25 protein-coding genes are annotated in these 22514 nt (G+C 45.3%); 4 read left to right on the top strand and 21 right to left on the bottom strand.

The window, feature by feature from the left end; genetic code table 11:
• Positions 1-2 precede the first annotated feature (2 nt).
• From JAO78_RS09755 to murJ, 19 genes are all read right to left on the bottom strand, one after another.
• Positions 3-404, bottom strand: a complete 402-nt coding sequence (locus JAO78_RS09755) for a type IV pilin protein (RefSeq protein WP_226751157.1) — start codon at positions 402-404, stop codon at positions 3-5.
• A complete protein-coding gene (locus JAO78_RS09750) occupies positions 404-1453 on the bottom strand; it encodes a hypothetical protein (RefSeq protein ID WP_226751156.1) in 1050 nt (349 codons plus the stop codon). Before JAO78_RS09750 ends, JAO78_RS09755 begins: the two co-directional genes overlap by 1 nt.
• Positions 1450-1827 (bottom strand): hypothetical protein, encoded by a 378-nt coding sequence (locus tag JAO78_RS09745; protein ID WP_226751155.1) that lies wholly within the window; start codon positions 1825-1827, stop codon positions 1450-1452. The genes JAO78_RS09750 and JAO78_RS09745 overlap by 4 nt, the downstream gene beginning before the upstream one ends.
• A 42-nt stretch (positions 1828-1869) precedes the next feature.
• On the bottom strand, positions 1870-2829 hold the full coding sequence (locus JAO78_RS09740) for a PilW family protein (RefSeq protein WP_226751154.1): 960 nt from the start codon (positions 2827-2829) through the stop codon (positions 1870-1872).
• A 6-nt stretch (positions 2830-2835) separates the two neighbouring features.
• Positions 2836-3318 carry a type IV pilus modification protein PilV gene (pilV, locus tag JAO78_RS09735; RefSeq protein ID WP_226751153.1) on the bottom strand — a complete coding sequence of 161 codons (483 nt, stop codon included), beginning with the start codon at positions 3316-3318 and terminating at the stop codon, positions 2836-2838.
• Between the two features lie 80 nt (positions 3319-3398).
• Positions 3399-3809 (bottom strand): type IV pilin protein, encoded by a 411-nt coding sequence (locus JAO78_RS09730; RefSeq protein WP_304504383.1) that lies wholly within the window; start codon positions 3807-3809, stop codon positions 3399-3401.
• Positions 3809-6991 (bottom strand): pilus assembly protein, encoded by a 3183-nt coding sequence (locus JAO78_RS09720; RefSeq protein WP_226751152.1) that lies wholly within the window; start codon positions 6989-6991, stop codon positions 3809-3811. The genes JAO78_RS09730 and JAO78_RS09720 overlap by 1 nt, the downstream gene beginning before the upstream one ends.
• A gap of 19 nt (positions 6992-7010) precedes the next feature.
• Entirely contained in the window at positions 7011-7523 is a 513-nt protein-coding gene (locus JAO78_RS09715; RefSeq protein ID WP_226751151.1) for a pilus assembly PilX family protein, read from the bottom strand.
• Between the two features lie 8 nt (positions 7524-7531).
• Positions 7532-8440, bottom strand: a complete 909-nt coding sequence (locus JAO78_RS09710) for a PilW family protein (RefSeq protein WP_226751150.1) — start codon at positions 8438-8440, stop codon at positions 7532-7534.
• Positions 8437-8844, bottom strand: a complete 408-nt coding sequence (pilV, locus tag JAO78_RS09705) for a type IV pilus modification protein PilV (protein WP_226751149.1) — start codon at positions 8842-8844, stop codon at positions 8437-8439. Before pilV (JAO78_RS09705) ends, JAO78_RS09710 begins: the two co-directional genes overlap by 4 nt.
• A gap of 10 nt (positions 8845-8854) precedes the next feature.
• Entirely contained in the window at positions 8855-9415 is a 561-nt protein-coding gene (locus tag JAO78_RS09700; RefSeq protein WP_226751148.1) for a GspH/FimT family pseudopilin, read from the bottom strand.
• A gap of 107 nt (positions 9416-9522) precedes the next feature.
• Positions 9523-10233 (bottom strand): LytR/AlgR family response regulator transcription factor, encoded by a 711-nt coding sequence (locus JAO78_RS09695; protein ID WP_226751147.1) that lies wholly within the window; start codon positions 10231-10233, stop codon positions 9523-9525.
• The gene (locus JAO78_RS09690) at positions 10230-11255 is read right to left on the bottom strand and encodes a sensor histidine kinase (RefSeq protein ID WP_226751146.1); all 1026 of its coding nucleotides are present in this window, start codon (positions 11253-11255) and stop codon (positions 10230-10232) included. The genes JAO78_RS09695 and JAO78_RS09690 overlap by 4 nt, the downstream gene beginning before the upstream one ends.
• A 14-nt stretch (positions 11256-11269) precedes the next feature.
• Complete coding sequence (gene ispH, locus JAO78_RS09685; RefSeq protein WP_226751145.1) at positions 11270-12199, bottom strand: 4-hydroxy-3-methylbut-2-enyl diphosphate reductase; 930 nt, start codon at positions 12197-12199, stop codon at positions 11270-11272.
• 1 nt (position 12200) lies between these two features.
• Positions 12201-12632: an FKBP-type peptidyl-prolyl cis-trans isomerase gene (gene fkpB, locus JAO78_RS09680; protein WP_226751144.1), complete on the bottom strand. Its 432-nt coding sequence runs from the start codon at positions 12630-12632 to the stop codon at positions 12201-12203.
• Positions 12629-13120 carry a signal peptidase II gene (lspA, locus tag JAO78_RS09675; protein ID WP_226751143.1) on the bottom strand — a complete coding sequence of 164 codons (492 nt, stop codon included), beginning with the start codon at positions 13118-13120 and terminating at the stop codon, positions 12629-12631. Before lspA ends, fkpB begins: the two co-directional genes overlap by 4 nt.
• Positions 13120-15948, bottom strand: a complete 2829-nt coding sequence (gene ileS, locus JAO78_RS09670) for an isoleucine--tRNA ligase (RefSeq protein WP_226751142.1) — start codon at positions 15946-15948, stop codon at positions 13120-13122. The genes lspA and ileS overlap by 1 nt, the downstream gene beginning before the upstream one ends.
• 14 nt (positions 15949-15962) lie before the next feature.
• A complete protein-coding gene (gene ribF / locus JAO78_RS09665; RefSeq protein ID WP_226751141.1) occupies positions 15963-16913 on the bottom strand; it encodes a bifunctional riboflavin kinase/FAD synthetase in 951 nt (316 codons plus the stop codon).
• A gap of 53 nt (positions 16914-16966) precedes the next feature.
• Complete coding sequence (murJ, locus tag JAO78_RS09660) at positions 16967-18544, bottom strand: murein biosynthesis integral membrane protein MurJ (protein ID WP_226751140.1); 1578 nt, start codon at positions 18542-18544, stop codon at positions 16967-16969.
• Positions 18545-18720: 176 nt separating this feature from the next.
• Here murJ and rpsT point away from each other — a divergent pair, with 176 nt between their 5' ends.
• Positions 18721-18990, top strand: a complete 270-nt coding sequence (rpsT, locus tag JAO78_RS09655; protein ID WP_226751139.1) for a 30S ribosomal protein S20 — start codon at positions 18721-18723, stop codon at positions 18988-18990.
• Between the two features lie 98 nt (positions 18991-19088).
• On the opposite strand, the gene JAO78_RS09650 is transcribed toward rpsT, so the two are convergent.
• Together JAO78_RS09650 and JAO78_RS09645 are read right to left on the bottom strand one after the other, a co-directional pair.
• Positions 19089-19385 (bottom strand): ArsR/SmtB family transcription factor, encoded by a 297-nt coding sequence (locus JAO78_RS09650; protein WP_226751138.1) that lies wholly within the window; start codon positions 19383-19385, stop codon positions 19089-19091.
• A 66-nt stretch (positions 19386-19451) separates the two neighbouring features.
• The gene (locus JAO78_RS09645; protein WP_226751137.1) at positions 19452-19868 is read right to left on the bottom strand and encodes a response regulator; all 417 of its coding nucleotides are present in this window, start codon (positions 19866-19868) and stop codon (positions 19452-19454) included.
• Between the two features lie 125 nt (positions 19869-19993).
• Between JAO78_RS09645 and JAO78_RS09640 the strand changes: the two genes are divergently transcribed.
• The 3 genes from JAO78_RS09640 to smrA all read left to right on the top strand — a co-directional run bounded on the left by JAO78_RS09640 (position 19994) and on the right by smrA (position 22441).
• Positions 19994-21322 carry a M20/M25/M40 family metallo-hydrolase gene (locus tag JAO78_RS09640; RefSeq protein ID WP_226751136.1) on the top strand — a complete coding sequence of 443 codons (1329 nt, stop codon included), beginning with the start codon at positions 19994-19996 and terminating at the stop codon, positions 21320-21322.
• A 184-nt stretch (positions 21323-21506) separates the two neighbouring features.
• Positions 21507-21800: a hypothetical protein gene (locus JAO78_RS09635; RefSeq protein WP_226751135.1), complete on the top strand. Its 294-nt coding sequence runs from the start codon at positions 21507-21509 to the stop codon at positions 21798-21800.
• Positions 21801-21865: 65 nt separating this feature from the next.
• Positions 21866-22441, top strand: coding sequence for a DNA endonuclease SmrA (gene smrA / locus JAO78_RS09630; protein WP_226751134.1), 576 nt, complete (start codon positions 21866-21868; stop codon positions 22439-22441).
• Positions 22442-22514 lie beyond the last annotated feature (73 nt).

Genomic DNA, 22514 nt, shown 5'->3' with positions numbered 1-22514 from the left:
CGTTAGTTCCAACACGACAGCGGCTCAGTTAAAGTATGATTGCGCTGCCCCAGATGATTAAGACTAAAACGTAAACAGTCACGATCTTGGGTTTGCGGCCCCTCTGCCGTTACGCGCAACTGATAGGCAAATTGCCCTGCCGTGAGCTCAACAGTAATTCGATAACGCCCTGACTCAGATAAGCTTTGCACAAAGCCTAACTGAGCCAAGTCAGCGGTATAAGCACCATAATCTGCTAACCTTTGCTCTTGCCTATTCGCGAGAATGAGCAAGGTTTTCACCGCTTCAGCGCGATAACTGCGCAGCACATACTGCTGATAAGCGGGATAAGCGATAGCCCCTAATATGCCGATCAGTAGCACTACAATCAGCATTTCAATAAGCGTGACACCACGCGCTTGCATTAGTGAGCCCCTTGTTCACTTCGATAGGTTGCTAAACGCTGCCAAATAGGAAACTTATCCAAACTTAACGGCTCACTGCAGTGATAACACTCTGCACTCACTTTACGTAAATTCGTTAATAACAAGCGGTTTTGAAAGTCTGAACCTAACTCTAATTTAATGCTTTTATCCGCATTTTGACGCAAACGCAGTTGCGCATCCGCCAGAAAAGGCACCGTCATCATTCGCTCTGCATAAACTCGACCGCCAGTATGCACTTGCAGCGCATATAATAACTGCTCAGTTTGCTCTGTTTCACACTCTGCAGCAGTGTCTGTTTTGGCGACAGGGGCATACAAAACACCGGCAGCGACCAACGGTTTGCTGCTAATTTTGCCTGGTAAATGTATCTTCCAACCGGCATTAGACAGTAATGCGCGCCAATCTTGTGCACTGAGTGTTTGGGGTTGTTCTGCTGGATCTAATAAGGTTCGGTCGGCGAGGTGTTGATAATGAATAACGCTTTGCTGCAACCGATTTAAACCAAATCGTAATAGCATAATGCTATCGTGCCCGGTTTGCGGGTGACGGCCAATAACCAATACTAAATACTGATCGGCAATACCCCAACTGGGTGGCGCTAGGGTCGTTGGTAGCTTCGTTCTAAGTAGGCCAGCGGTTGCAATAAAGCGTAGGCCACTTGCGGTTAAATCTGCCATTTCTCGGGCAACACCAAACTGACCATCGGCATAGGGTAAACGCCAAAGTAAACCTTCACGACTGAGTAACCAAATATGATCGACGACACCATCAAGGTTACGATCTTCAACTAAGGGTTGAGCTTGAATACGCGAATGTATACCCGTTGTGGTAAGCTCAAGGTGAGCGACAACCTTCCCCAGTTTATCTTCAGTTAATAGCAACTGCTGAGCTGATTCACTACTTTGCAACCACAGTTGCCCGTTCAGATCATGCTGAAGCTTCACTTGCGTTGCCTCGGGGGTTAAAGGTGGGCAAAGCGCATGTACTGGTAGCGCTAAAATGGCTAACAATAGAAGAAAGCGCATCATGGCTTATCCTCCGCAAACCGAAAGCGTTTTCGCAGCAAAATGCTATTATAACGAGCGAACACTGGCCGCTCATCACTGCGTAAAGCTGTTTCAACAAATAGCAGCTCACACTGCAATTCAGGATCACTCCACGCTGCGTAAATGGCAGGACAAGCAGGCATATCCCAGCTATTTCGAGGTAATTCTTCAGGATCAACATTATTTAACATCATCAAATGTTGTTCTAAAGCACGAAACTCTAACTGCAACTGCTGCTGAGCTGCCTGTGCAGACTTAGCACTTAACTTGCTGATAAATAAATTACTGCCTACAACTAATAACATAACCGTTAAGAACAACAGTGCAGTGAGTAAAACCATGCCGCGATTTCTCATAGCGCCTCCGAAGTATCAATAACAATAATGTAACTAACCGTTTTACTGCTCTGCCAGAACAGCGTTTTCAAAATAGACAGCGCCACTTAACTGCAAGCGACGATAGGCATCACCTGGCGCCTCAAACTGAATGCTACCAAGTTGATATTGCTGTGTATTGTTATAATGATGGTCAGGTTCCAGAGACCTTAACAACACATGATATTGCAAACCCACAATCCGGCTTTGTTGTTGCAACCAATGCTCTACTGTCATTTGGTGGCTCGCTAAGCTGAAGTTAGGCCGACCATCCAAATCACTATCAATCATAAATTCAAAATGTAGCCGCTCAACACCATCAATAATAGAATCCGTACTGATACTGGCTGCCCCCGCTGCATTGCGAACTAATCTTTTACGCATTAACACCGGGATAGTTTGACCATTTTGGTTTTGCTGCTGCAAATAAAATACTAGATGCTGATAAGGAAACAACATCCCAGCATTCAGCTGTGCGGCATCAACCGCAACAAATCGACCTTGCTGCCAATCAGCTTGCCAATAAAACCGATTCGCGCGCATTTCATCAGGTGCCACAATTAAGCCAATACTACGTTTTAACTGTAAAAACTCTGTATCTCTGATCAGGTTATTTAAACAACCTAATTGCCGACCACCGGTTGCCCTGGCAGCATATAAAGTGAGAAAAGACTGACCACTCATCGGAAAACTGCCGCTATCTAACCCTTCAGCAACACAGTCGCCGGCCGGTAAAGGTAAGGTTGCGGCTTCGGCTAATTGCTGTTGCGGTAACCCACCCCAAAACCCCGTATTTTTTAATTCATTGTGCAGTAAATTTAATACCAACTGACCATTTTGCTGCAATTGGGCTAATTGCCGTGTTTGCGTCGAACTTTGATTTAGCGCAGTAAAAGTGGTTAACATCAACAATAACAACATCAGGGCTAACGCGGCTGCAATCAGTAATTCCACTAAAGAGAAACCAGCTTCCCGCCGAATCATCAGAAGTTACTCTTGGGCTAAAGATAAACCAGAGCGGCCATTTCCTACCTTACAGGTAGGCGCTATGCCCTGTGCAAATGCTGCATTTTGCTGCCAACTTACCGCTAATTGCAGCTGGCCATTGTGCTGCTGCAAACAAAACTGTGGATCGAGTAATAAACCATAACTATGCGCAGAGCCCTGCCATTTCGCTTGCCAACGTGACAAAAGATATTGGCGCGCCTCGGTATATTGACAAGGAAGATGGGCACTGCATTCAGAGGCAGGCTGTTCAGCAAGCTGAAAATCGCTGGCTTTGTGAGGAGAATTAAAACTATGCAGTTGTTGTACAATTTCTTGAGAGAGCGCAATAGCCGTAGTGCGCTGAGTGGCATCAGTAACCCACTTCAGTGCCAGCAGTTGCCCAGCTAGCACGCCAAGTAAACCAATTTTGATAATCAGTAAGGTGATCAATACTTCGATCAATGTTGCACCACGCTGCTGCTTCATATTGACCTCGGTTTTTTATCCTCGGAAAATAAACATAGCAGCAGCGGTTAATAGATCAAGTCAATATTGTGAAAATATTGCTACCAACACGATTGTACAGCTGCGGCACTAACTTCACCATTCGCACCTTTTTGCCCAGCCTGATTCAACGTCAATGCGCCACAGCCATCACCTGACTGGATGCTCGTTGGTGTAGCGGTAAGCGTAAAAGTTCTTGCGGTTATAGTAGAGAGCGCAAAAGCATAGCGTGTTGCCAGCTCTTGCTGGCATTGCGTGTTGGGTAAGACAAAGCCCGCTGGATTATAGCTCATATTTTGTGTGTAGGTTCTTTCCATCAACTGCGCTTGCTCTACTAAACAAGCCGTTGCTGCGGCTCGATTAGAGCGCAGCACATAGTTGGTATATGAGGGATACGCAATAGCCGACAAGATACCGATAATAGCAACGGCAATCATTAGCTCAATCAAGGTAACACCACGTATTTTTTGCATTAGTTTACTACCTCACGCCAGGAGATCCGGCCTCTTCTTAATTGTAAGTTGACTAAGCGAGAATCAATAGAGACTCTTGAATCGCCCACTAGCATCTGCTCACCAACAAAAACAGGTTCACCTGGCATTCCTTCAAATTTAAGACCACTCGCTACATTGATAACGCTCTGTTGCCCATTCGTTGTCGTGATGCCATCTGAATCATTAAATTCGCCATCATTGGATAAATCAAACAAGTGATATTTCAAGCGGCTGCCACTAAAAGGGTCTATTGCCATAACCCAACCATCACCCTGCGGATTACATAGATCAGAATCGGGAATAATCGTATTTAAAATCAAGTTAGTGCCGACAACACGAGCTTTTGAGGTGACACGCTCTCTAGCATCGATTAAATCCATATACCAGCCACGTTTATTGACCAAATCATTCGAACTTCCAGCAGTCACTGTCCTTGTTTGCTCAGTAATAGTTCCGTTGGTGTAGGTCGTATTCGTCATATAGCGTGGTACTAATTGACCACGATTGCTAATAATTGTGCCATCAACAATACCATACCAGCTTTGTGTATCTGTATTTAAGCTATCACCTGTTTCTAAATATTTTCCTGTACCAAAGAAAATCCATAATTCGCCAGTTGTTGGATGGCTCGATAACGTTATACCGCCGGTAATTGGCTGCGCTTTATTACCCGCATCTTTAGCAGTGAACAGTGGTGTATTGTTGTAAGCCACCCCCCAGTTTGTTGCAGAGATTGAAGATAAGTCAAATTTCCAAACATTGCCGTTTAAGTCACCAGCAAAAAACCAATCGGCATTACCATTGCGATTCATATCCCAGCCTTCTGGCTGACCTAGCTCGCCTGCAGTATTCGGTAACTCAAGCTTAATCGGCGTGCCACCATTTTGAATATCAATGACTAACAAACCACTTTTATTGGTGCTGTTATTGTAACCATAGGGCATTACTGCTGCCCAGCGACCATTATTCAAACGGGTGATAACGGGTTTGGCTGTCATCACACCTAATTCTGGAATAGTCAGATCCCACAACAAGGTAATATTGGTCGGATCTGTAACGTCTAAAGCGAAAACACTATTACCACCTCGGCCTAGAGAGCTGACCAAGACAGAACGCCATTGACCGTTAATGTAAACGTCACCGACTGTCGGTGAACCATCAACATAAAAACGATGTGCGTAGGTTTCTTTAGAATAAGACGCTAATTGTGCTGCGGCAGTCAGCATTTTTTGCGGAACATAAGCATAAGTTTCAATACCTTTGGTTGAGCTGGTGGTATCAGCATTAAAACCATGCAACATGCCATCATTAGCCCCCACAAATACCATCGGAGCGCGATCTTTTTTATCTGCAACAAAAGCCGCATAAGATGACGAGCCCGCCCAGCCGTAACGTTGATAATTACGATTTTGTGGTGCGCCGACATAAACGGGAGAAGAATGTGCAATATCACCTAAAATAGACACGCGCTGTCTTAAGGTTCCTGACGGTTTTTCATTACTGCGATCACCACGCAAATAATTAACCACAATTTCTGACTCTAATGCAGGACGCTCCACAAGTGGTAATAAATTATCCCATGTAAACGGAAATGACGTTGTAATACCTAAAATAGTGCGACTAGTTTGAATGTTACGACTCTGCCACGCAGGAAAGTTTGCCGACCACTGTAAGGATAAATCATCCACATCACGGCTAATTAACGTACCACTCCAACTTGCAGTATTAAACGAAGCTTGGAACACACTGTTATCTTCTAACAATGACGTTGTGGTGGCTGCTAAATTAGACGCTGAAGCAATACGGTCTAAAATCGCTTTTAATGCAGTAGTAATTTGCTTACTAAAGGTTACCGGATCTTTAGCACTGAAAAATTCACCATCGCCATTCACCGCAGCGTGTAATAAATCATCAATTTTACGATCGTCATTATTTGGGTTTGGCCAACGGCTATCATTTGGCGCCCAATTTTTAGCCACTTCAGGATCTAATGTACCTTCAACCCCTAAACCTACACCAAAAGTCACCATATGTTGCCAATTAGGCGAAGTTGTCTTACGTTTTGGTACATTGTTGGTTAAGCCTGACATCAGGTCATTTTTATAATAGTAACTTGCAACATCGCCTAAGGTAATTGAATTGGAATCACCGTCAGCGTTGCCAATTCTACTATTAGGATTATTTCCGTTCCACGATCCGTCTGTTGTCAAAATGCTGAAGTTTTGACGACAGCTCACCAACGCACTGCTAGATTTTGTTGGATCCGCTCGATAAGGCTCATCAGTTTTAAAATACTCCCCCGCATACTCTAAAGTTCGACGAAGAGGGGTGCCGCCCGAAGCGTCACTGTCATACAGCCATTCATAGAATTTCTCTCTTCCACTATTGTTAAATTCGCGAACACCACTTTTTAACCCTTTATTTAAAGCACCATAGCCCACACGAACATCATCGGGTAATGTATAAAACGCGGTACCAACACCAGAGCGAGCTAACAGTTTACGGCTACGATAATAAGAATACCAAATCGCAAAGTTTGACTTTTGTGCAGCAGTTGCACTGTTCATTGAGACATAGCTATAACATTTGTTTTGTTGCGGATTACTATTACAACTGACAAGATCGGTGGCACTAGGCGCATAGTTGTAATAGAAACCACCTTCCGTAAACCTTAAGGTCCCGCCATTGGTAATCATGTCAAATTCATCACTCAGATCTCTGGAGTTACTTTTGTCAAAACCATCCATCCAAGCTTTAGTATAAGTTGGAACATTAGTTAAGGTGCCGCCTTCATTCGGAGGTATTTGATAAACAACATTTGGGTCATAGTAGGTTTTGTTGACTTCAGAAGAGTAATACCAATAGTTTTGCACATTAGCTCCCGTTCTGATTGTTTTCTCCGTTTTGCAGTTTCCATTGCCTCTATATTCTGTACAGACTTTTGAAGTTGGTGCACTGTAATTATTGGCAATGGCATTCGGCATATATTCCCAAGCCATAGACCCCGAATCATCCAACAAAAACATGATATTTGCCGGAACATCACTGCCCGTTTGCAGAGGGACGTTTGGAATAGATAATGTCGCAGCGGAAACCGACATGGCAACACCAAAGTTCAAACCACACATAAACCAAACGGATTTTTTCATTAAAGCTTGCATAATTTTTTCCTCACTAGCCTTATAAACGCCAGATGGTTTGCATAATCACACCTGGACGATTGTCTGCAGGCTGAGTACGAGCGGTAATTCTAAAGGTTGGCGATAAACAATCTGCTTCAATGGTTGTTGCACTGTCGCAATCGGGTGCCGCAGGTGTTGGCCAGTCACCAACATATTCAATAATGTAACGCGCTTGTAAATCGAGCATTTCATTCACCGCAGGAGCAGCTTGCCATACCGTAGCAGGGTCCTCCCAACGATCAGCTTGGCCTGCTGTTGGAATACCGTAAAATCCAGGTGTACCCACTGCAGTAGCAGGATTAGGTAACAGGCCAGCCAACACATTTTCTGCCACGCGCAGCGCTGATTCGGTTTGTTGAACAAATAATTGATGCTCATACAAGTTTGCTGTCATTCGCTCTTGCAAGGTAGAACGCTGCATACTAGACAGCGTGAGTACTGTAATGGCCACCAGCAGTAATAGCGTGACGACTAAGGCAATACCTTGCTGTTGCTTTATTCTTGGTAACATAAACACCTCTAACGATTTCTAACCGTCGTAAAAAACTCGATAGTTCGCGTATCATTGGCCATCGTAATGTTTGAATAAGCCGCTGCGTCTAGCAAAATGGTGACATTGACACCTGTGACCTGCGTCATATCTAAAGCAGCGGAAAATGGCACCGGACCAAAAGCCGCGTTACGCATTTGATAGGCAAAACTTAGCCTTTCAACGCCAAATAACACTTCTTCTTGCACCACAGCGCCATTCACCACTATTTCCCGAAATAATGAATTTAACGTATTATCCACTTCACTGGCAGCAACGAACCAACGCACCGTTTCAAAACGCATTAGCATGGCATCGGCAGGATAAACTCTTGGACGAGCAGTTGCACAAATAAACGGATTGGCAAAACCCAGATCAGCAGAACAATTCAAACCTGCCGCGGCATGCTCAGCCCAGTTATTACCAACAGCTGAAACCTGAAAGATCGATGTTAAAGTATCATCACAAATGACACCTAAATCACCAACAGACAAATTAGTGTCTTGGTTAAGGTTCATCCGCGGTGGAACATGCGTGTTTATGCTGGCACTTTGCCCAGCCGCGTACATAATGCGCATAGACTCATTATTAGCAGCATCAGCTGCGGTGCCAACAAGCCCCCCCTGCCAATTTAGCCATACAGGTAAAGCACCCGCAACTTGTACCACGGAAATCACTCGCTCTGAATTGTTACAACCTAAAAACCCTGCGCTGCGTAAATCGTAAGACATCACTTGAAATGCTAAGCGAATACGATCTTGTAAGTTAGATAAGTCTTCAGTGGTTCTAGACGTGGTTTGATTTGACAGAAAAACACCTAATACACCGCCGAGTAATAAAATACCTAATACTAATGCAATCAGTAGTTCAGTTAGGGTCACACCTTTTTGCCATTTCATGGGCGTGTTTCCATTACAATTCTAGAGTCAACATCAAGTCGCTGATTACTCCAATCAATTGTCACGGTATAAACGCCGTTATTCCATGCAACTACGGCACAGGTTTCTGGAGAGGTCGCCGCCCGAACATCATCAAACCATTGTTCAGTACCCGCCACTGGAGAACTGCAATCCATAGCAAAGTCACCGGCTCTGGCAGCGGCAGCATTGGCACGCATAACTTCAAATAAGGTTTCAGTTAAGATAACAGCCATTGCGCGCTCGTGTGCCATGTTGGTACTTTTCAGACTGACGGTTTGTAAACCAGCAATTCCAAGCAAGCCAATCGACAGCACTACGACTGAAATTAATACTTCTAGCAAAGTAATACCTTTTTGTTTTTTCATCATCTTTAAAGCAGGCATTAGTAACTCCTTATGGCGCTGTACAACTGGTAAGGGTCAAAGTATCAACCGCAATATGACCACCCGACCGAATGATCAAATCTCGAGTATTGTTATCGTTGCTGTTATTGATACAAACGCGAAGCACACCATTAAGTGGTCTACCATTGGTCGTTCGCACCAGACCTTGGGGTGAAAAACGTACTTGCGAGTCAGCATCAGCAATATTGTTGTTCGCGCGTAATATCAATTGCCCCGTTTGTAAGAAACCCGTAGCCATCATACTGCCAGCAACAATCCCGGCGCTTTGATCAGTTGGCGCTAGGCCTATCAACCAACCTTGCCATGCGCCATCATCAATATCAGAACACGTTGCGCCATCACTACTGTGGCAGAACACCACATTTTGATTCATTTTAATCGCTTCAGTACGAGCAGCACTTAAAGCACCTACTAACTGATTGATTTGACCAGTTAACTGATTAGACTGCACAAGAGAAATAAAAGAAGGCACCGCGATAGTCGCAACAATGCCGAGCACGACCACAGTAATCATCAGTTCAATCAAGGTAAAGCCTGCGTTACGTCGCATTAATGACTTGCTCCAATAGTTCTATCATTTTATTACTATAAAGGATTAACTTGATAAACCAAGTGGTGTAAGGACTAACGGTAGGATTAGCCGATAAACGGTCAGTGTTAGTCTAGTTGCAGTGCGTGTTTAACTTGCGTTAACGCGCGACGACTAACGGGGAGGGATTCGGCGCAGGATGATAATTGAATAACATATTGTCCGGCATGTTGTTTTAGAGCAGAAAAATACTGTGGATTAATAAGATAACTGCGGTGGATCCTTAACAATTGTGTATAACGTTGCTCTAATTCAGCCAAAGACAAGTCTAAATAAGCTTCGCCATGCTCAAAGATGGCCTTAACGTATTTACTATCGGCGACAAAGTAATAAACTTGTGCCAGAGGCACTGTTTTTGTCACATTTCCACATTGATAAGCCAATTTGGTTTCAGTACCGTGTTGCCGCTCAATATGAGCTCGAGTTAATGCACCCACTTTAGTTAAGGTTTGCTGCAATCGCTCAGGAACTACTGGCTTTAAAAGATAATCGGCTGCAGACACTTGATAGGCCTTTAATGCATGTTCAGGATGAGCAGTTACAAATACTAAAGCGGGGGGCAACGCTAATTCAGCGATCCTTGCAGCTAGGCTTAATCCATCTTCACCTGGCATATCAATATCTAATAACACAACATCTGGCTGTAATGTACCAATCATCTCCCAAGCTTGAGCTGCATGCTCAGCCGCGCCAACACAGCTAACTTGATTTATCGGTTTTAATAAACGTTGTAAGCGGCTTCTTGCCAAGGGTTCATCGTCAACAATTAATACTTTCATTCCCCCTCCAGCGGTAACACAAGTTTCACTCGATACATATCAGCCAACTCATAAGTTGTCAGCTGAGCGGATTGGCCAAATAATATTTTTAGCCGTTGCTGAATATTAGCAATGGCTATACCGTTTTTATTTTGCTTTTTATGACTCGTTGCGACAGGGTTTTCAATAACAATACTTAGCTGTTTTTTACCTAGATACACTTTGATATCTAGTACCCCCGCTACCGTTCGTGTTTCAAAACCATATTGCACCGCATTTTCTAGTAGTGGTTGAATAGTTAACGCCGGTAAGTTTAGTGTGGGGATCGTTTCGGGCAGTTGCCAATTTACCACCAAACGCGAGCCTAATCGCCACTGTTCTAGGGCTAGATACTGTTTGCATAGTGCCAGTTCATCTTGCAAGCTTATATTTTCAGCACTGGCCATTGCCGCCCGAAATAAGTCTGCTAAATTCAACAAGGCTTGTTCCGCAGCGTCTTGGTCTGTATGGATTAATTCTGCCACCGTGTTAAGTGAGTTAAATAGAAAGTGCGGTCGAATACGTGCTTGTAAAGCACTCAGCTTAGCTTTTTGTTGTGAAGTGATACTGCGGGCTAATTCATCATACATAATTAAAAACTGAATAAGCACTAAACCTACAATAAAGGCAATAATCAAGTTGTTAGCAGCTTCAGTCCAGAAAGATACTTTGTTGCCATCCTGTAAGAACCAAAAACTGAGATAAGAGCATACAAAGGTCACGCTGAGTAATATTAGCTGTACCGCCAAGGCAAATGGCATCAGTGACATAAAGCGCAAACGAGGTTGTAAACGACTAAACACTAAACAGCTACCTAAGCTGATCCAGTGAATAAAAAGACTGATAGTACCGAGGCTGCTCCAAAACGGCTCAGAGGAATAAGGCGCTAATGCCAGTATTAACGCAAGAGCTTGCGAGAACACCACCACACGAAGCAAATGACTTGCCTGAGTGAGATCTGGCAGCTGCAGTTCGAGACGAGGCACATCCTGCAGCTTTTTCATGAGGTATTTCCTACTTAACGCAGCTCAGCCGGAATAGCAAACACCACTCCTTCTTCGCGACCTTGCGTTTCGGTTACCGTCTTGCCGCCCCACATTTTTAATTGGGCAATCACATCTCGCACCAGTACTTCTGGCGCAGATGCGCCGGCCGTTACCGCCACTTTATTGACACCGTCTAACCAGCTTTGTTGAATGTCGTTGGCAGTATCAATTAAATAGGCAGTACAACCCAGTTTTTCAGCTAACTCGCGTAAGCGGTTTGAATTACTGCTGTTCTTTGCTCCCACCACTAACATTAACTGCGCTTTTGATGCCAACTCGCGCACGGCATCTTGACGATTTTGCGTGGCATAGCAAATGTCATCTTTGCGTGGCCCTTCAATGTCTGGGAAGCGTGTTCTTAGGGCATCAATTACATCCGCAGTATCGTCTACCGACAAGGTGGTTTGGCTGCTGTAGCAAAGCAAGGCGGGATTTTTAACTTGTAGGGTATGGACATCTTCTACCGATTCTACCAAGTAAATGCCACCATCGGCATTGTCATACTGGCCCATGGTACCTTCAACTTCAGGATGGCCAGCATGCCCAATAAGAATACACTCGATGCCTTTACGACTGGCACGGGTGACTTCCATATGCACTTTAGTGACCAATGGGCAAGTCGCGTCGAATACTTTTAAGCCACGCTGTTTAGCTCGTTCGCGTACTGCTTGCGAAACACCGTGCGCACTAAAAATAACGATATGGCCATCGGGTACTTCATCTAATTCATCGACAAACACGGCGCCGCTGCGGCGTAAGCCATCAACTACAAATTTGTTATGCACCACTTCGTGTCGTACATAGATCGGATGCTCGTACAACTCTAACGCACGCTCTACAATACTGATCGCCCGATCAACACCGGCACAAAAACCACGAGGATTAGCTAACAAAATGTCCATTTCAGCTCACTTGTACAATTTCGATATTAAAAGTTAGGGTTTGGCCAGCCAGTGGATGATTAAAATCAATCGTCACCGAGTCGCCCACCACTTCACGTACGAGCCCCGGTAACTCAGAGCCATCTGGCATGGCGAAACCAATAATAGAACCAACCTTGGCTGGGGCGTCTGCAGAAAACTTACTGCGGTCAACATAATAAATATTATCAGGGTTTGGCGTACCATAAGCGTCTTCTGGCGCTAGGGTAAAGGTTTTTTTATCACCGGCCTGTAAGCCTAATAATTGTGCTTCAAACGCCGGAGATAAACTGCCATCACCCAGTTGGGTTTTAGCCGGTTTATTGTGCACTCGGGTGCTTTCAGCGGCAGAGCCGTCAGTCAATTTGATATCAAAATGAAACACCACGGTGCTGCTTGGGGTAATCATACTCATTTTTTTGCTCCAGAATCACTGCTAAAACTATCCCAAATTAACAGTGCAGCGCCAATACAGATCACTGAGTCGGCAATATTAAAAGCGGGGTAATGCCAATCCTGATAATACAAATGAAAGAAATCAATCACATAACCATATATGCTACGATCAATTAAATTACCTATGGCGCCAGCCAACACCAAACTTAATGCCAAACTGAGTTTGATTTCGTGGCGTTTTAAGCGGCTCATCCAAACGGCAATGACCACACTGATCCCGATCGCAATACCGGTGAAGAACCAGCGCTGCCATCCACCCGCATCACTTAAAAATGAGAATGCTGCACCATAATTTCGTACATAGGTTAGGTTAAAAAAAGGCAACAACTCAATTGAATCAAATAGGGCCATTTGTTGGTGCACTAACTGCTTAGTCAACTGATCCAATAGGAGCAGCAACGCAATTAACCACCACCAACGCCATGCAGTTTCTTGAAATAAACGCATTACGCAAATTCCCGTGTTTCACCTTGGCCACTGACGTTATCAACACAGCGACCACAGATCCCCGGCTGCGCCGGATCAATACCCACATCATGCCGGTGATGCCAACAACGCTCACACTTCGCCGCGCTAGACGCTGTGACCAATACACTTAGCCCCGGAATTGCCGTAGCAATCGCGTCAGCGCTCGGCGCTTGTGCACTAACGGTTGCCGTAGAAGTGATCAGTACAAAGCGTAATTCGTCACCTAACTGCTGTAAGGCTGCTGCTAAACTGGGCTCGGCAAACAAGGTCACTTCGGCTTGCAAAGAGGCACCAATCCGCTCTTCCCGACGTGCCGCTTCTAACACTTTGTTCACCTCGTCACGTACCTGCAGCAGTTGCTGCCAATAAGAATTACTGAAACGCCCTGCTGGTAACTCGGTAAAACCGCTGTACCACACATCCGTAAACACGAACGCGTGTTGTTGACCCGGTAAGGCTTCCCAGATTTCTTGTGCCGTAAAGCTCATGATAGGTGCCATCCAGCGCACCATGGCTTGTACAATATGATACAGCGCCGTTTGGCAGCTACGACGCGCTTGGCTGTCTTTGTGCGCGGTGTACTGACGATCTTTAATCACGTCCAGATAGAAACTACCCAGTTCAACAGTACAGAAGTTCATCAGCTTTTGACTGACCTGATGGAACTGATAATTGTCGTAGGCATCGATGATTTCTTGCTGTAACTGTGCAGCACGATTAACCACCCACAAATCTAACTCGACCAATTGGTTAAATGGTAAAGCATCGGTTTCTGGGTTAAAACCGTTTAGGTTTGCTAACAAGAAACGCGCAGTATTACGAATGCGGCGATATTTATCGGCCGCACGATTAAGGATTTCATCCGACACCGTCATCTCTGAGGTGTAATCCGTTGTTGCTACCCACAAACGTAAAATGTCGGCACCCAATTTGTTCATGACATCTTGCGGTGATACCACATTACCCAAAGACTTTGACATCTTGCGGCCTTCACCATCAACGGTAAAACCATGGGTTAATACTTGTTTATACGGTGCGCGCTGTTTCATGCTCACGCCCGTCATCAGGGATGACATAAACCAACCACGATGCTGATCTGAGCCTTCTAAATACAAATCAATCTGCTCAGGCTGGTGAAACTCTGGTCGCGCATCCACCACCGCAGCATGGGTAATGCCCGAGTCAAACCAAACATCGAGCGTGTCGGTTACTTTGGTATAACGCTCACTATCTTCGCCAAGCAATTGTGCTGCATCAAGATCAAACCAAGCTTGAATGCCGCCCAACTCAACTTGTTTCGCCACCAGTTCAATTAAACTTGCGGTTTTTGGATGTAAGGCGCCGGTATCCTTATCTACAAACAATGCAATAGGTACACCCCAGGTACGCTGCCGTGAAATACACCAATCGGGCCGGCCTGCTACCATGTTTTCAATACGTTGTTGACCCCAATCAGGGATCCAGCGGGTTTTAGCAATTTGCTCTAACGACATTTGTCGTAAGCCTTGCTGCTCCATGCTGATAAACCATTGGGGCGTAGCGCGAAAGATAATGGGTGTTTTATGACGCCAGCAATGGGGATAACTGTGCTTATACGCTTTGTGCAATAACAAAGCGCCAGCGGCCTTTAATGCTTCAACAATAGTGTCATTGGCTTTAAAAACGTGCTGGCCAGCAAACATCGGTGTATCCGGCAGATAAACGCCATTGGCACCGACGGGGTTCGCCACTTCTAAATGGTATTTTTGACCAACAACAAAGTCTTCTTGACCGTGCCCTGGTGCCGTGTGCACACATCCTGTACCCGATTCAGTCGTAACATGTTCACCCAGTACCACCGGCACTTGGAAATCGTATAACGGATGCTGCAGCTTGACTAAGTCTAGCTGCTTGCCTTGGCAGAACCCCAAGGCGTGATAATGTTCAATATTAGCGCGCGCCATCACCTCTTTTACCAAATCAGTGGCGATAATCAAGCGCTCAGCACCTTGTGGTCCTTGCTCAACCTGCACCAGTGAATAGCTCAGCTCGGCATTAAGCGCCACGGCGCGGTTTGCTGGAATCGTCCAAGGTGTGGTGGTCCAGATCACCACAGCCAACGGGCCATGCCCCCGATGCGCTTCTGGATGATCAAAGCGATCGACGACCGATTCATCCACGACTTGAAAGCGCACATCAATAGCCGGTGAAATCTTGTCTTGGTATTCCACTTCCGCTTCGGCTAAGGCCGAGCCACAGTCAGTACACCAATGCACGGGTTTGAACCCTTGCAACAAATGGCCGTTTTCAATAATTTTACCTAAGCTGCGGATAATATTAGCTTCGGTTTGAAAATCCATTGTCCGATATGGCTTATACCAATCGCCCAATACGCCCAAGCGGATAAAGTCAGTGCGCTGCGCATCAATTTGCGTTAACGCATATTCACGACACTTCTCTCGAAATTCGGCAGGCGTTAATTTTTGTCCGGGCTTGCCGTACTTTTTCTCCACCACCAATTCAATCGGTAAACCATGACAATCCCAACCCGGTACATAGGGTGCATCGAAGTCAGATAACGTTTTTGCTTTAACAATAATGTCTTTAAGGATCTTATTAACAGCATGGCCGATGTGAATATTACCGTTCGCATAAGGGGGGCCATCGTGCAGAATGAAGGTTTTTTTACCCTTTTTGGCTTCACGGATCTGACCATATAAATCGGCTTCGGTCCATTTTGCCAACATTTGTGGCTCACGCTGTGCCAGATTGCCGCGCATAGCAAAAGCCGTTTCTGGTAAATTCAGGGTATGCTTGTAATCGCTCATCCGTTTAAATTCCGTTAAGTTAGTGAGTTCAGTAGCGCAGGCTGCTGACTAAAATACTGTTTCGCTGCCGCTTCATCGACGGCGATTTGCTGTTTTAATGCATCCAGATTGTCGAACCGCTGTTCGGCTCGAAGTTTGTGCCGCAGCACCACTTCAATCTGACTACCATATAAATCTTGATTAAAATCAAATAGATGCGCTTCTAGTTGTTCACGCACACCCTGTACGGTTGGCCGATTACCAATATTAGCCACCCCTTGAAACACCCCAAAACAGGTGCGAGCAGTGATGGCATACACACCGGATACCGGTAATTTTTTACGATACAACCAGACATTCGCAGTGGGAAAGCCAAGGTTTCGGCCTAACTTACGACCATGTCTTACTCGCCCAGTTAATGCAAAAGGCCGCCCTAGCATCGTTTCAGCTAAATGCAGTTGGTCGGCTTGTAAGGCACTGCGGATCAACGTACTGCTGACCCGTTGCTGCTCCAGTTTTAAACTTGAGGTGCTGTTTAAACCAAAACCATACTTTGAGGCGGCACGTTCTAATAACGCGTAATTACCGCTACGGGCTTGGCCAAAATGAAAATCATCACCCACAATCAAATGCTGTACGCCTAACTTATCAAGCAGTAAATCTTCAATAAACTGTTCTGGATCTTGTGCCGCAAAAGCACGATTAAAGCCAACGCAGAGTAATCGGTCGATGCCTAATTCCGCCAACGCTAAATACTTTTCACGAAAGCGAGAAATCCGAGCCGGCGCATCACTGCCCGCGAATAATTCCAGAGGTTGGGGTTCAAACACCATTACGCAAGACGGCAACTGCTTCGACTGTGCCAGTTGTTTAACCTGAGCTAACACGGCTTGGTGCCCCAAGTGCACACCGTCAAAATTGCCGATGGTTAACACACAGCCTTTATGCTGCGGTAATATGTTGTGGATGCCGCGAATTAACTCCATGCCTGCCTTAAATTATGCCTGCGGTTGCTTGTCAACTGACGATTATAACCCGATCACCGTTGGCTTTCAGCAACAGTTTTTGCTTTAAAATCAGCCAAACGCACCCCAAACAGGAACAGCAAGGCAAAGTACGCTATTACAGCCAACAGACACAAACTGGATAATTGCACTATTTGCGACGTTAAAGGCAGCGCCACCCAGACACTTAAGCTTGGGCTTACGACATAGAGCGCTGAAGCCATCAATACACTGGCCAAAGCAAATTTAGCCAGCATCACCATACTAAAGCGGCTTAATTGATACACCCCAGCGATTTTTAAACCACGATACAATAAAAACGCATTTAAACTTGCCGACATCGCCGTAGCTAAAGCCAAGCCTACATAACTTAAAAAGGGTGCTAACATCAGATTAAACACCATATTGGCCACCATAGCGATAATGCCAATTCGCACCGGCGTTTTAATGTCTTGCCGCGCATAATAGCCAGGTGCTAACACCTTGATTAGCATATAACTTAACAAGCCACAGCAATAGGCCAATAAGCTGTACGACACCATTAACACATCTTGCTGGGTAAATTCACCGCGCATAAACAGCACCGTGATAATCGGTTGTGCCAGCACCATTAACGCCAGCATCGCCGGTAAACCAAACATCGCCACAAAGCGCACTGACCAATCCAGCGTGTGAGCAAAGCGCGCAGTATCTGCCGTGGCATGATGCCGCGATAAGTTCGGCAGGATCACCGTGGCAATCGCGATCCCGAATAAGCCCAATGGAAATTCAATTAACCGATCCGAGTAATATAACCAGCTTACGGCCCCGGTTAGTAAAAACGAGGCAATCACGGTATCGAGCAGCAGATTGATTTGGCTTACAGAAACACCAAACAGTGCTGGTAGCATCAAAGTACGGATCTTTGTCACGTTTTCATCTTGCCAATGCCATCTTGGCAGCACCAACAAACCGGCTTTAGCTAAAAACGGTAATTGAAATAATAACTGTACAATACCGCCAATAAACACGCCCCAAGCCAATGCCATAGCGGGTTCATCCAACTCAGGAGCCAGATACAGCGCCGAGCCAATAATCGCAATATTTAAGAAAACGGGCGTAAAGGCCGCTACCGCAAAACGGTTATAGGTATTTAACACCGCGCCCGATAACGCGACTAAAGAAATAAACCAAAGATAAGGAAAGGTAATTTTTAACATCACACTGGCCATTTCAAACTTGTGCGCGTCAGGCCCGTCATTCAGCCATTCGATAAACCAGCCCATACCAAACAGCAAAGCAATCAGAGGCGAGCCGACCACCCCCACCAGCGTCACCAGAGTGACAATAACACCCAGCGTTCCCGCCACCTTGGCCACTAATTCTCGAACCGCATCATCACCATGTTTAGCTTTAACTTCACTTAACACAGGCACAAAGGCTTGAGAAAAAGCGCCCTCGGCAAAGAGTCGACGTAAAAAATTCGGAATACGGTTAGCAAAGAAAAACACGTCAGCAGCAGCACCCGCACCAACAAAATTGGCAACCACCACATCCCGCACCAGGCCTAACACTCTTGAAATCAACGTCATAAAGCTGACAATCAGCCCTGACTTTAGTAATTTTCCTGACACGGGAGACTCCTTTATTTGCTGCGGCGCTATTTTCACCTGTTACTGAGATCAATTACCAGTGCTCACTGCAATTTAATTACGGGCCTTTTCGTTTAAAGCATTTGACAATGGGCCAGTAAATAGGCATATTATGCGGCCTTTAAAGAGTCCGGTTTTAAGTTTTTAGGAGTGTTACCTTGGCTAACATCAAGTCTGCTAAGAAGCGCGCAATACAATCAGAAAAACGTCGTCAGCAAAACGCCAGTCAACGTTCTATGATGCGTACTTTCATCAAGAAAACCTACGCAGCAGTATTAACTGCTGACGCAGTAGCTTCTCAGGAAGCGTTCAACAAGATGGTCCCTGTTATTGATCGTATGGCAGCCAAAGGTCTGATCCATAAGAACAAAGCAGCTCGTCATAAGTCTCGCTTAAACGCCCATGTAAAAGCGTTAAAAGCAGCCTAATTGGCGATGTAAAACAAAAAAACCAGCTTCGGCTGGTTTTTTTGTTTGTTCATTTCGGCTACACAAAGCAGCCGACAATCAGTGCACAGCGCGACAAATTACTCAGCGCAATACAGTTTGTGTAATAGTGCAATGACTTCGGTTACTTCATCGCTTGAGATCCGATAAAACACCGTTTGCGATTCTTTACGCGTTTTCACCAATTTATTTTTGCGCAATAACGCGAGATGCTGTGAAAGTGCAGATTGGCTTAAATCCAACTTGCTGTTTAATTCACCTACCGACAGCTCGCCTTGCAACAAATGGCATAAAATAATTAAACGGCGCTCATTCGACACCGCTTTCAGTAACTTCACTGCTTCCGCTGAATTTTTCAGCATATCTTCTAAATTCATGTTTTGCACCGCTCATTAAACTAATACTAGCCTGATCTCATTACGACAAAATAATGCTAGTCCAGATCAGACACTACACGACAATAAGGGTTGAACCAGACTTGAGATTCTTTCTGCAGTAAAAGGTTTCACTACAAAAGCTTTTGCTCCGCCTGCTACAGCTGCTTTCAAGTTATCGACACTGGAATAAGCCGAGATCATAAATATATGTGATTGCTGGTCAACACACCTGAAACGTTGCAACAATACCTTACCGTTTATGTCTGGTAGCTGAATATCCAAAAAAACTAATTGTGGTTGATGCTGCATAAACAAGGCTTCGCCTTTGGCGCCGTCGGCTGCCTCTAGCACCTGAGTTACACCAAGTTGCTGCAAGATACTTTTAAGGTAAGCACGCACAGCCACCGTATCATCAACAACAAGCGCCGTTAACTGTTGGGTTACAGGAGTGGGGTTATAGCAGGTTTGAATAAATGCTTGCATCCTTGCAGCGTCTCCATTTTTCGGCTGGTCGAGCAAAAACTGACGTCCAGCGAGTTACATAGGTTTAATCCGTAAAACATGATAACGTTTCCACATCAGTCAAAACTAAACAGCGGGAACAAACCATGAAAGTGTGGATAACAACAATACTAGCAGCTTTTAGCCTAAATGTGCATGCCCAAAATGTAACTATTGATAAAGATTTAGCTTACAAATTAGTTGAATCGTTAACGGTAGAAGTAGGTCCGCGCTTAGCCGGCAGTGAGGCCGATATGCGCTCGGTACTGTGGGCAGAGCAAAAATTTACCGAATTGGGTTTTGATAAAGTCTGGCGCGAACCCTTTGATATGCTGTACTGGGAGCGTGGTCAAGCGAGCTTAAAAGTGGCAGCACCTTTTCATCAATCTTTAGTGGTCACCGCTTTGGGTGGTTCAATCGGTACCCCGTTTGATGGCATCAACAGCCAAGTTGTCATGTTTAATACCTTAGAAGAGCTCAAAAAAGCGGACGCTTCTAAAGTGAAAGATCGTATTGTTTTTATTAATCATGCCTTAGAGAAAGATATTCGCGGTGGTTTTTATGGCCAAGTCGTCGGGGCACGCGCCACGGGTGCAGTTGAAGCAGCAAAACTTGGTGCAAAAGCCTTAGTGATCCGCTCAGTCGGTAGCAGCAATAACCGTTTTGCCCACACCGGTCAAATGCGTTACGAAGATGGCATTGAACGTATTCCTGCGGCAGCCATTTCCGTACCCGATGCGCAGCAATTGAGCAAGATGCTGGCGATTAACCCAGAACTGACGCTAAACATGCAAATGAGTAATAATCTCCCAGGTACTGTTACCAGTCACAATGTGATTGCCGAGATCAAAGGTAGCAAACGCCCCGATGAAATCGTGCTAATCAGTGCACACTTAGATTCTTGGGATGAAGGTACTGGCGCATTAGATGATGGCGCCGGTGTGGGCATCGTGATGGCGACAGCCGCTTTATTAAAGCAAGAGAAGCCTGAGCGTACCATTCGCGTGGTGCTATTTGGTAATGAGGAAGGCGGTTTAATTGGCGCCCGCGCATATGCCGCTAAACACCATAAGCAATTACATACCCATGTGTTTGCTTCAGAATCAGACTTTGGCGCAGGTCGTATTTGGCGTTTTGACACCGGTATGGGTGAACAAGCATTAGCCTTTGCCCAGGAACTGCAGAAAAAATTAGCACCGCTGGGTATCGCTATGGGCCCGAACACCGCGTCTGGGGGGCCAGATGTGTCGATGTTAAAAGCACAAGGCGTACCCGTCGCGAGTCTGATGCAGGATGGTACGGATTACTTTGATTATCACCATACCCCAAATGATACGCTGGATAAAATTGATCCCACTGCATTGCGGCAAAACCTCGAAGCATGGTTAATTATGACGCGTGAAATTGCCAATAGTCAGGTTAATTTACGTCAGTAATTCGTGACATTAGCGCCGCTCGCTGCGGCGCTAATCCTTTTGTATTCGCGTTATCGCCTTTGGCAAATCCAGCAAAAAATCCATTAAATAAACTAATCTGAAAAATGTAATTTATCTTAGTTGAGTAATTACTCGACTCTGCTCATAATGCGCGCCATTGCGCACACTATGCCGGAGCATTAACATGGAAAATCTGTTCTACGATATTATCAGCTGGATTGGCCTAACAATTTGTATCGGCGCTTTTTTTATTAAAGATGTGTTCTGGCTACGATTAGCTACATTAATCGGTTGCAGCTTATTGTTTGTGTATTACAGCCACATCGCCATTCCGCAAGGGGTGATTTCCAACTTATTAGTTTTATTGATCAATGCTTATTACCTGCTGCGTTTTGCTGCTGCACGTAAAAAAGCCCAAGCCGCCGCAGCAACCGCCAATGATCTGGCGAATATTGAGTTACAAGCGCAAACAAAATAAGCGGCTTTTTTCCAACAGCCTGACAGGCTATACTCGGCTCTTAGCAGTAAGCATCGGAGTCAGACATGTCACAAGACGAATTTGAGCTGTTTCTGAGCGAAATGGCCGATGTTAAACCCCTACCGCAAGATGCGGTACTTCAACAAAATGGCGAATTCAGTCCTACCTTAGCGCAGCAGGCCAGACGCAAAGCCGCTGAACAAGAGATGGAGTACGATCCTCAATATTTGAGCATGGAATACGTTGATTTAGTTAAACCCGACGACGTATTTGCCTATTGTAAAGATGGCGTACAACAAGGTGTGTATCGCAATCTGCGCTTAGGCAAGTATCAATTAGATGCTACGCTTAACCTGCTTGGTAAAAGCTTGCAAGAAGCTCGTAGTCAGTTACTGCAATTTATTACCGACTGCCATAAACGTGGCGTCAGAACGTTATTGATCCAGCATGGTATGGGCCGAAACAGTAAGCCACACCCTGCTATTTTGCGCAGCTATGTTTTTAAGTGGTTACCCAGTTTTGCCCCCGTTTTAGCCGCTCATACCGCGCAGCGCCAGCATGGGGGTTACAGTGCTACCTATGTGTTATTGCAGAAAAATGCAGAGCAAAAACGCGAGAACCGTGAACGGCATACTAAATAGCGACGCGTCGAATTAATAAGATCATCAGGTATAAAAAAACAGGGCTGGATAACCAGCCCTGTTTTTTTAGATC

The organism is Alishewanella maricola (genome assembly GCF_016343785.1).
Lineage (GTDB): Bacteria > Pseudomonadota > Gammaproteobacteria > Enterobacterales > Alteromonadaceae > Alishewanella > Alishewanella maricola.
Note: the sequence above shows the minus strand (reverse complement) of the source record. Positions and strands in the feature narration are given on the sequence as shown.

Excerpts from the sequence above, each read along its gene's own strand:
- JAO78_RS09755 (WP_226751157.1), bottom strand. The coding sequence starts at position 404 with ATGCAAGCGCGTGGTGTCACGCTTATTGAAATGCTGATTGTAGTGCTA.
- JAO78_RS09750 (WP_226751156.1), bottom strand. The coding sequence starts at position 1,453 with ATGATGCGCTTTCTTCTATTGTTAGCCATTTTAGCGCTACCAGTACAT.
- JAO78_RS09745 (WP_226751155.1), bottom strand. The coding sequence starts at position 1,827 with ATGAGAAATCGCGGCATGGTTTTACTCACTGCACTGTTGTTCTTAACG.
- JAO78_RS09740 (WP_226751154.1), bottom strand. The coding sequence starts at position 2,829 with ATGATTCGGCGGGAAGCTGGTTTCTCTTTAGTGGAATTACTGATTGCA.
- pilV (WP_226751153.1), bottom strand. The coding sequence starts at position 3,318 with ATGAAGCAGCAGCGTGGTGCAACATTGATCGAAGTATTGATCACCTTA.
- JAO78_RS09730 (WP_304504383.1), bottom strand. The coding sequence starts at position 3,809 with ATGCAAAAAATACGTGGTGTTACCTTGATTGAGCTAATGATTGCCGTT.
- JAO78_RS09720 (WP_226751152.1), bottom strand. The coding sequence starts at position 6,991 with ATGCAAGCTTTAATGAAAAAATCCGTTTGGTTTATGTGTGGTTTGAAC.
- JAO78_RS09715 (WP_226751151.1), bottom strand. The coding sequence starts at position 7,523 with ATGTTACCAAGAATAAAGCAACAGCAAGGTATTGCCTTAGTCGTCACG.
- JAO78_RS09710 (WP_226751150.1), bottom strand. The coding sequence starts at position 8,440 with ATGAAATGGCAAAAAGGTGTGACCCTAACTGAACTACTGATTGCATTA.
- pilV (WP_226751149.1), bottom strand. The coding sequence starts at position 8,844 with ATGCCTGCTTTAAAGATGATGAAAAAACAAAAAGGTATTACTTTGCTA.
- JAO78_RS09700 (WP_226751148.1), bottom strand. The coding sequence starts at position 9,415 with ATGCGACGTAACGCAGGCTTTACCTTGATTGAACTGATGATTACTGTG.
- JAO78_RS09695 (WP_226751147.1), bottom strand. The coding sequence starts at position 10,233 with ATGAAAGTATTAATTGTTGACGATGAACCCTTGGCAAGAAGCCGCTTA.
- JAO78_RS09690 (WP_226751146.1), bottom strand. The coding sequence starts at position 11,255 with ATGAAAAAGCTGCAGGATGTGCCTCGTCTCGAACTGCAGCTGCCAGAT.
- ispH (WP_226751145.1), bottom strand. The coding sequence starts at position 12,199 with ATGGACATTTTGTTAGCTAATCCTCGTGGTTTTTGTGCCGGTGTTGAT.
- fkpB (WP_226751144.1), bottom strand. The coding sequence starts at position 12,632 with ATGAGTATGATTACCCCAAGCAGCACCGTGGTGTTTCATTTTGATATC.
- lspA (WP_226751143.1), bottom strand. The coding sequence starts at position 13,120 with ATGCGTTTATTTCAAGAAACTGCATGGCGTTGGTGGTGGTTAATTGCG.
- ileS (WP_226751142.1), bottom strand. The coding sequence starts at position 15,948 with ATGAGCGATTACAAGCATACCCTGAATTTACCAGAAACGGCTTTTGCT.
- ribF (WP_226751141.1), bottom strand. The coding sequence starts at position 16,913 with ATGGAGTTAATTCGCGGCATCCACAACATATTACCGCAGCATAAAGGC.
- JAO78_RS09650 (WP_226751138.1), bottom strand. The coding sequence starts at position 19,385 with ATGAATTTAGAAGATATGCTGAAAAATTCAGCGGAAGCAGTGAAGTTA.
- JAO78_RS09645 (WP_226751137.1), bottom strand. The coding sequence starts at position 19,868 with ATGCAAGCATTTATTCAAACCTGCTATAACCCCACTCCTGTAACCCAA.
- JAO78_RS09640 (WP_226751136.1), top strand. The coding sequence starts at position 19,994 with ATGAAAGTGTGGATAACAACAATACTAGCAGCTTTTAGCCTAAATGTG.
- JAO78_RS09635 (WP_226751135.1), top strand. The coding sequence starts at position 21,507 with ATGGAAAATCTGTTCTACGATATTATCAGCTGGATTGGCCTAACAATT.
- smrA (WP_226751134.1), top strand. The coding sequence starts at position 21,866 with ATGTCACAAGACGAATTTGAGCTGTTTCTGAGCGAAATGGCCGATGTT.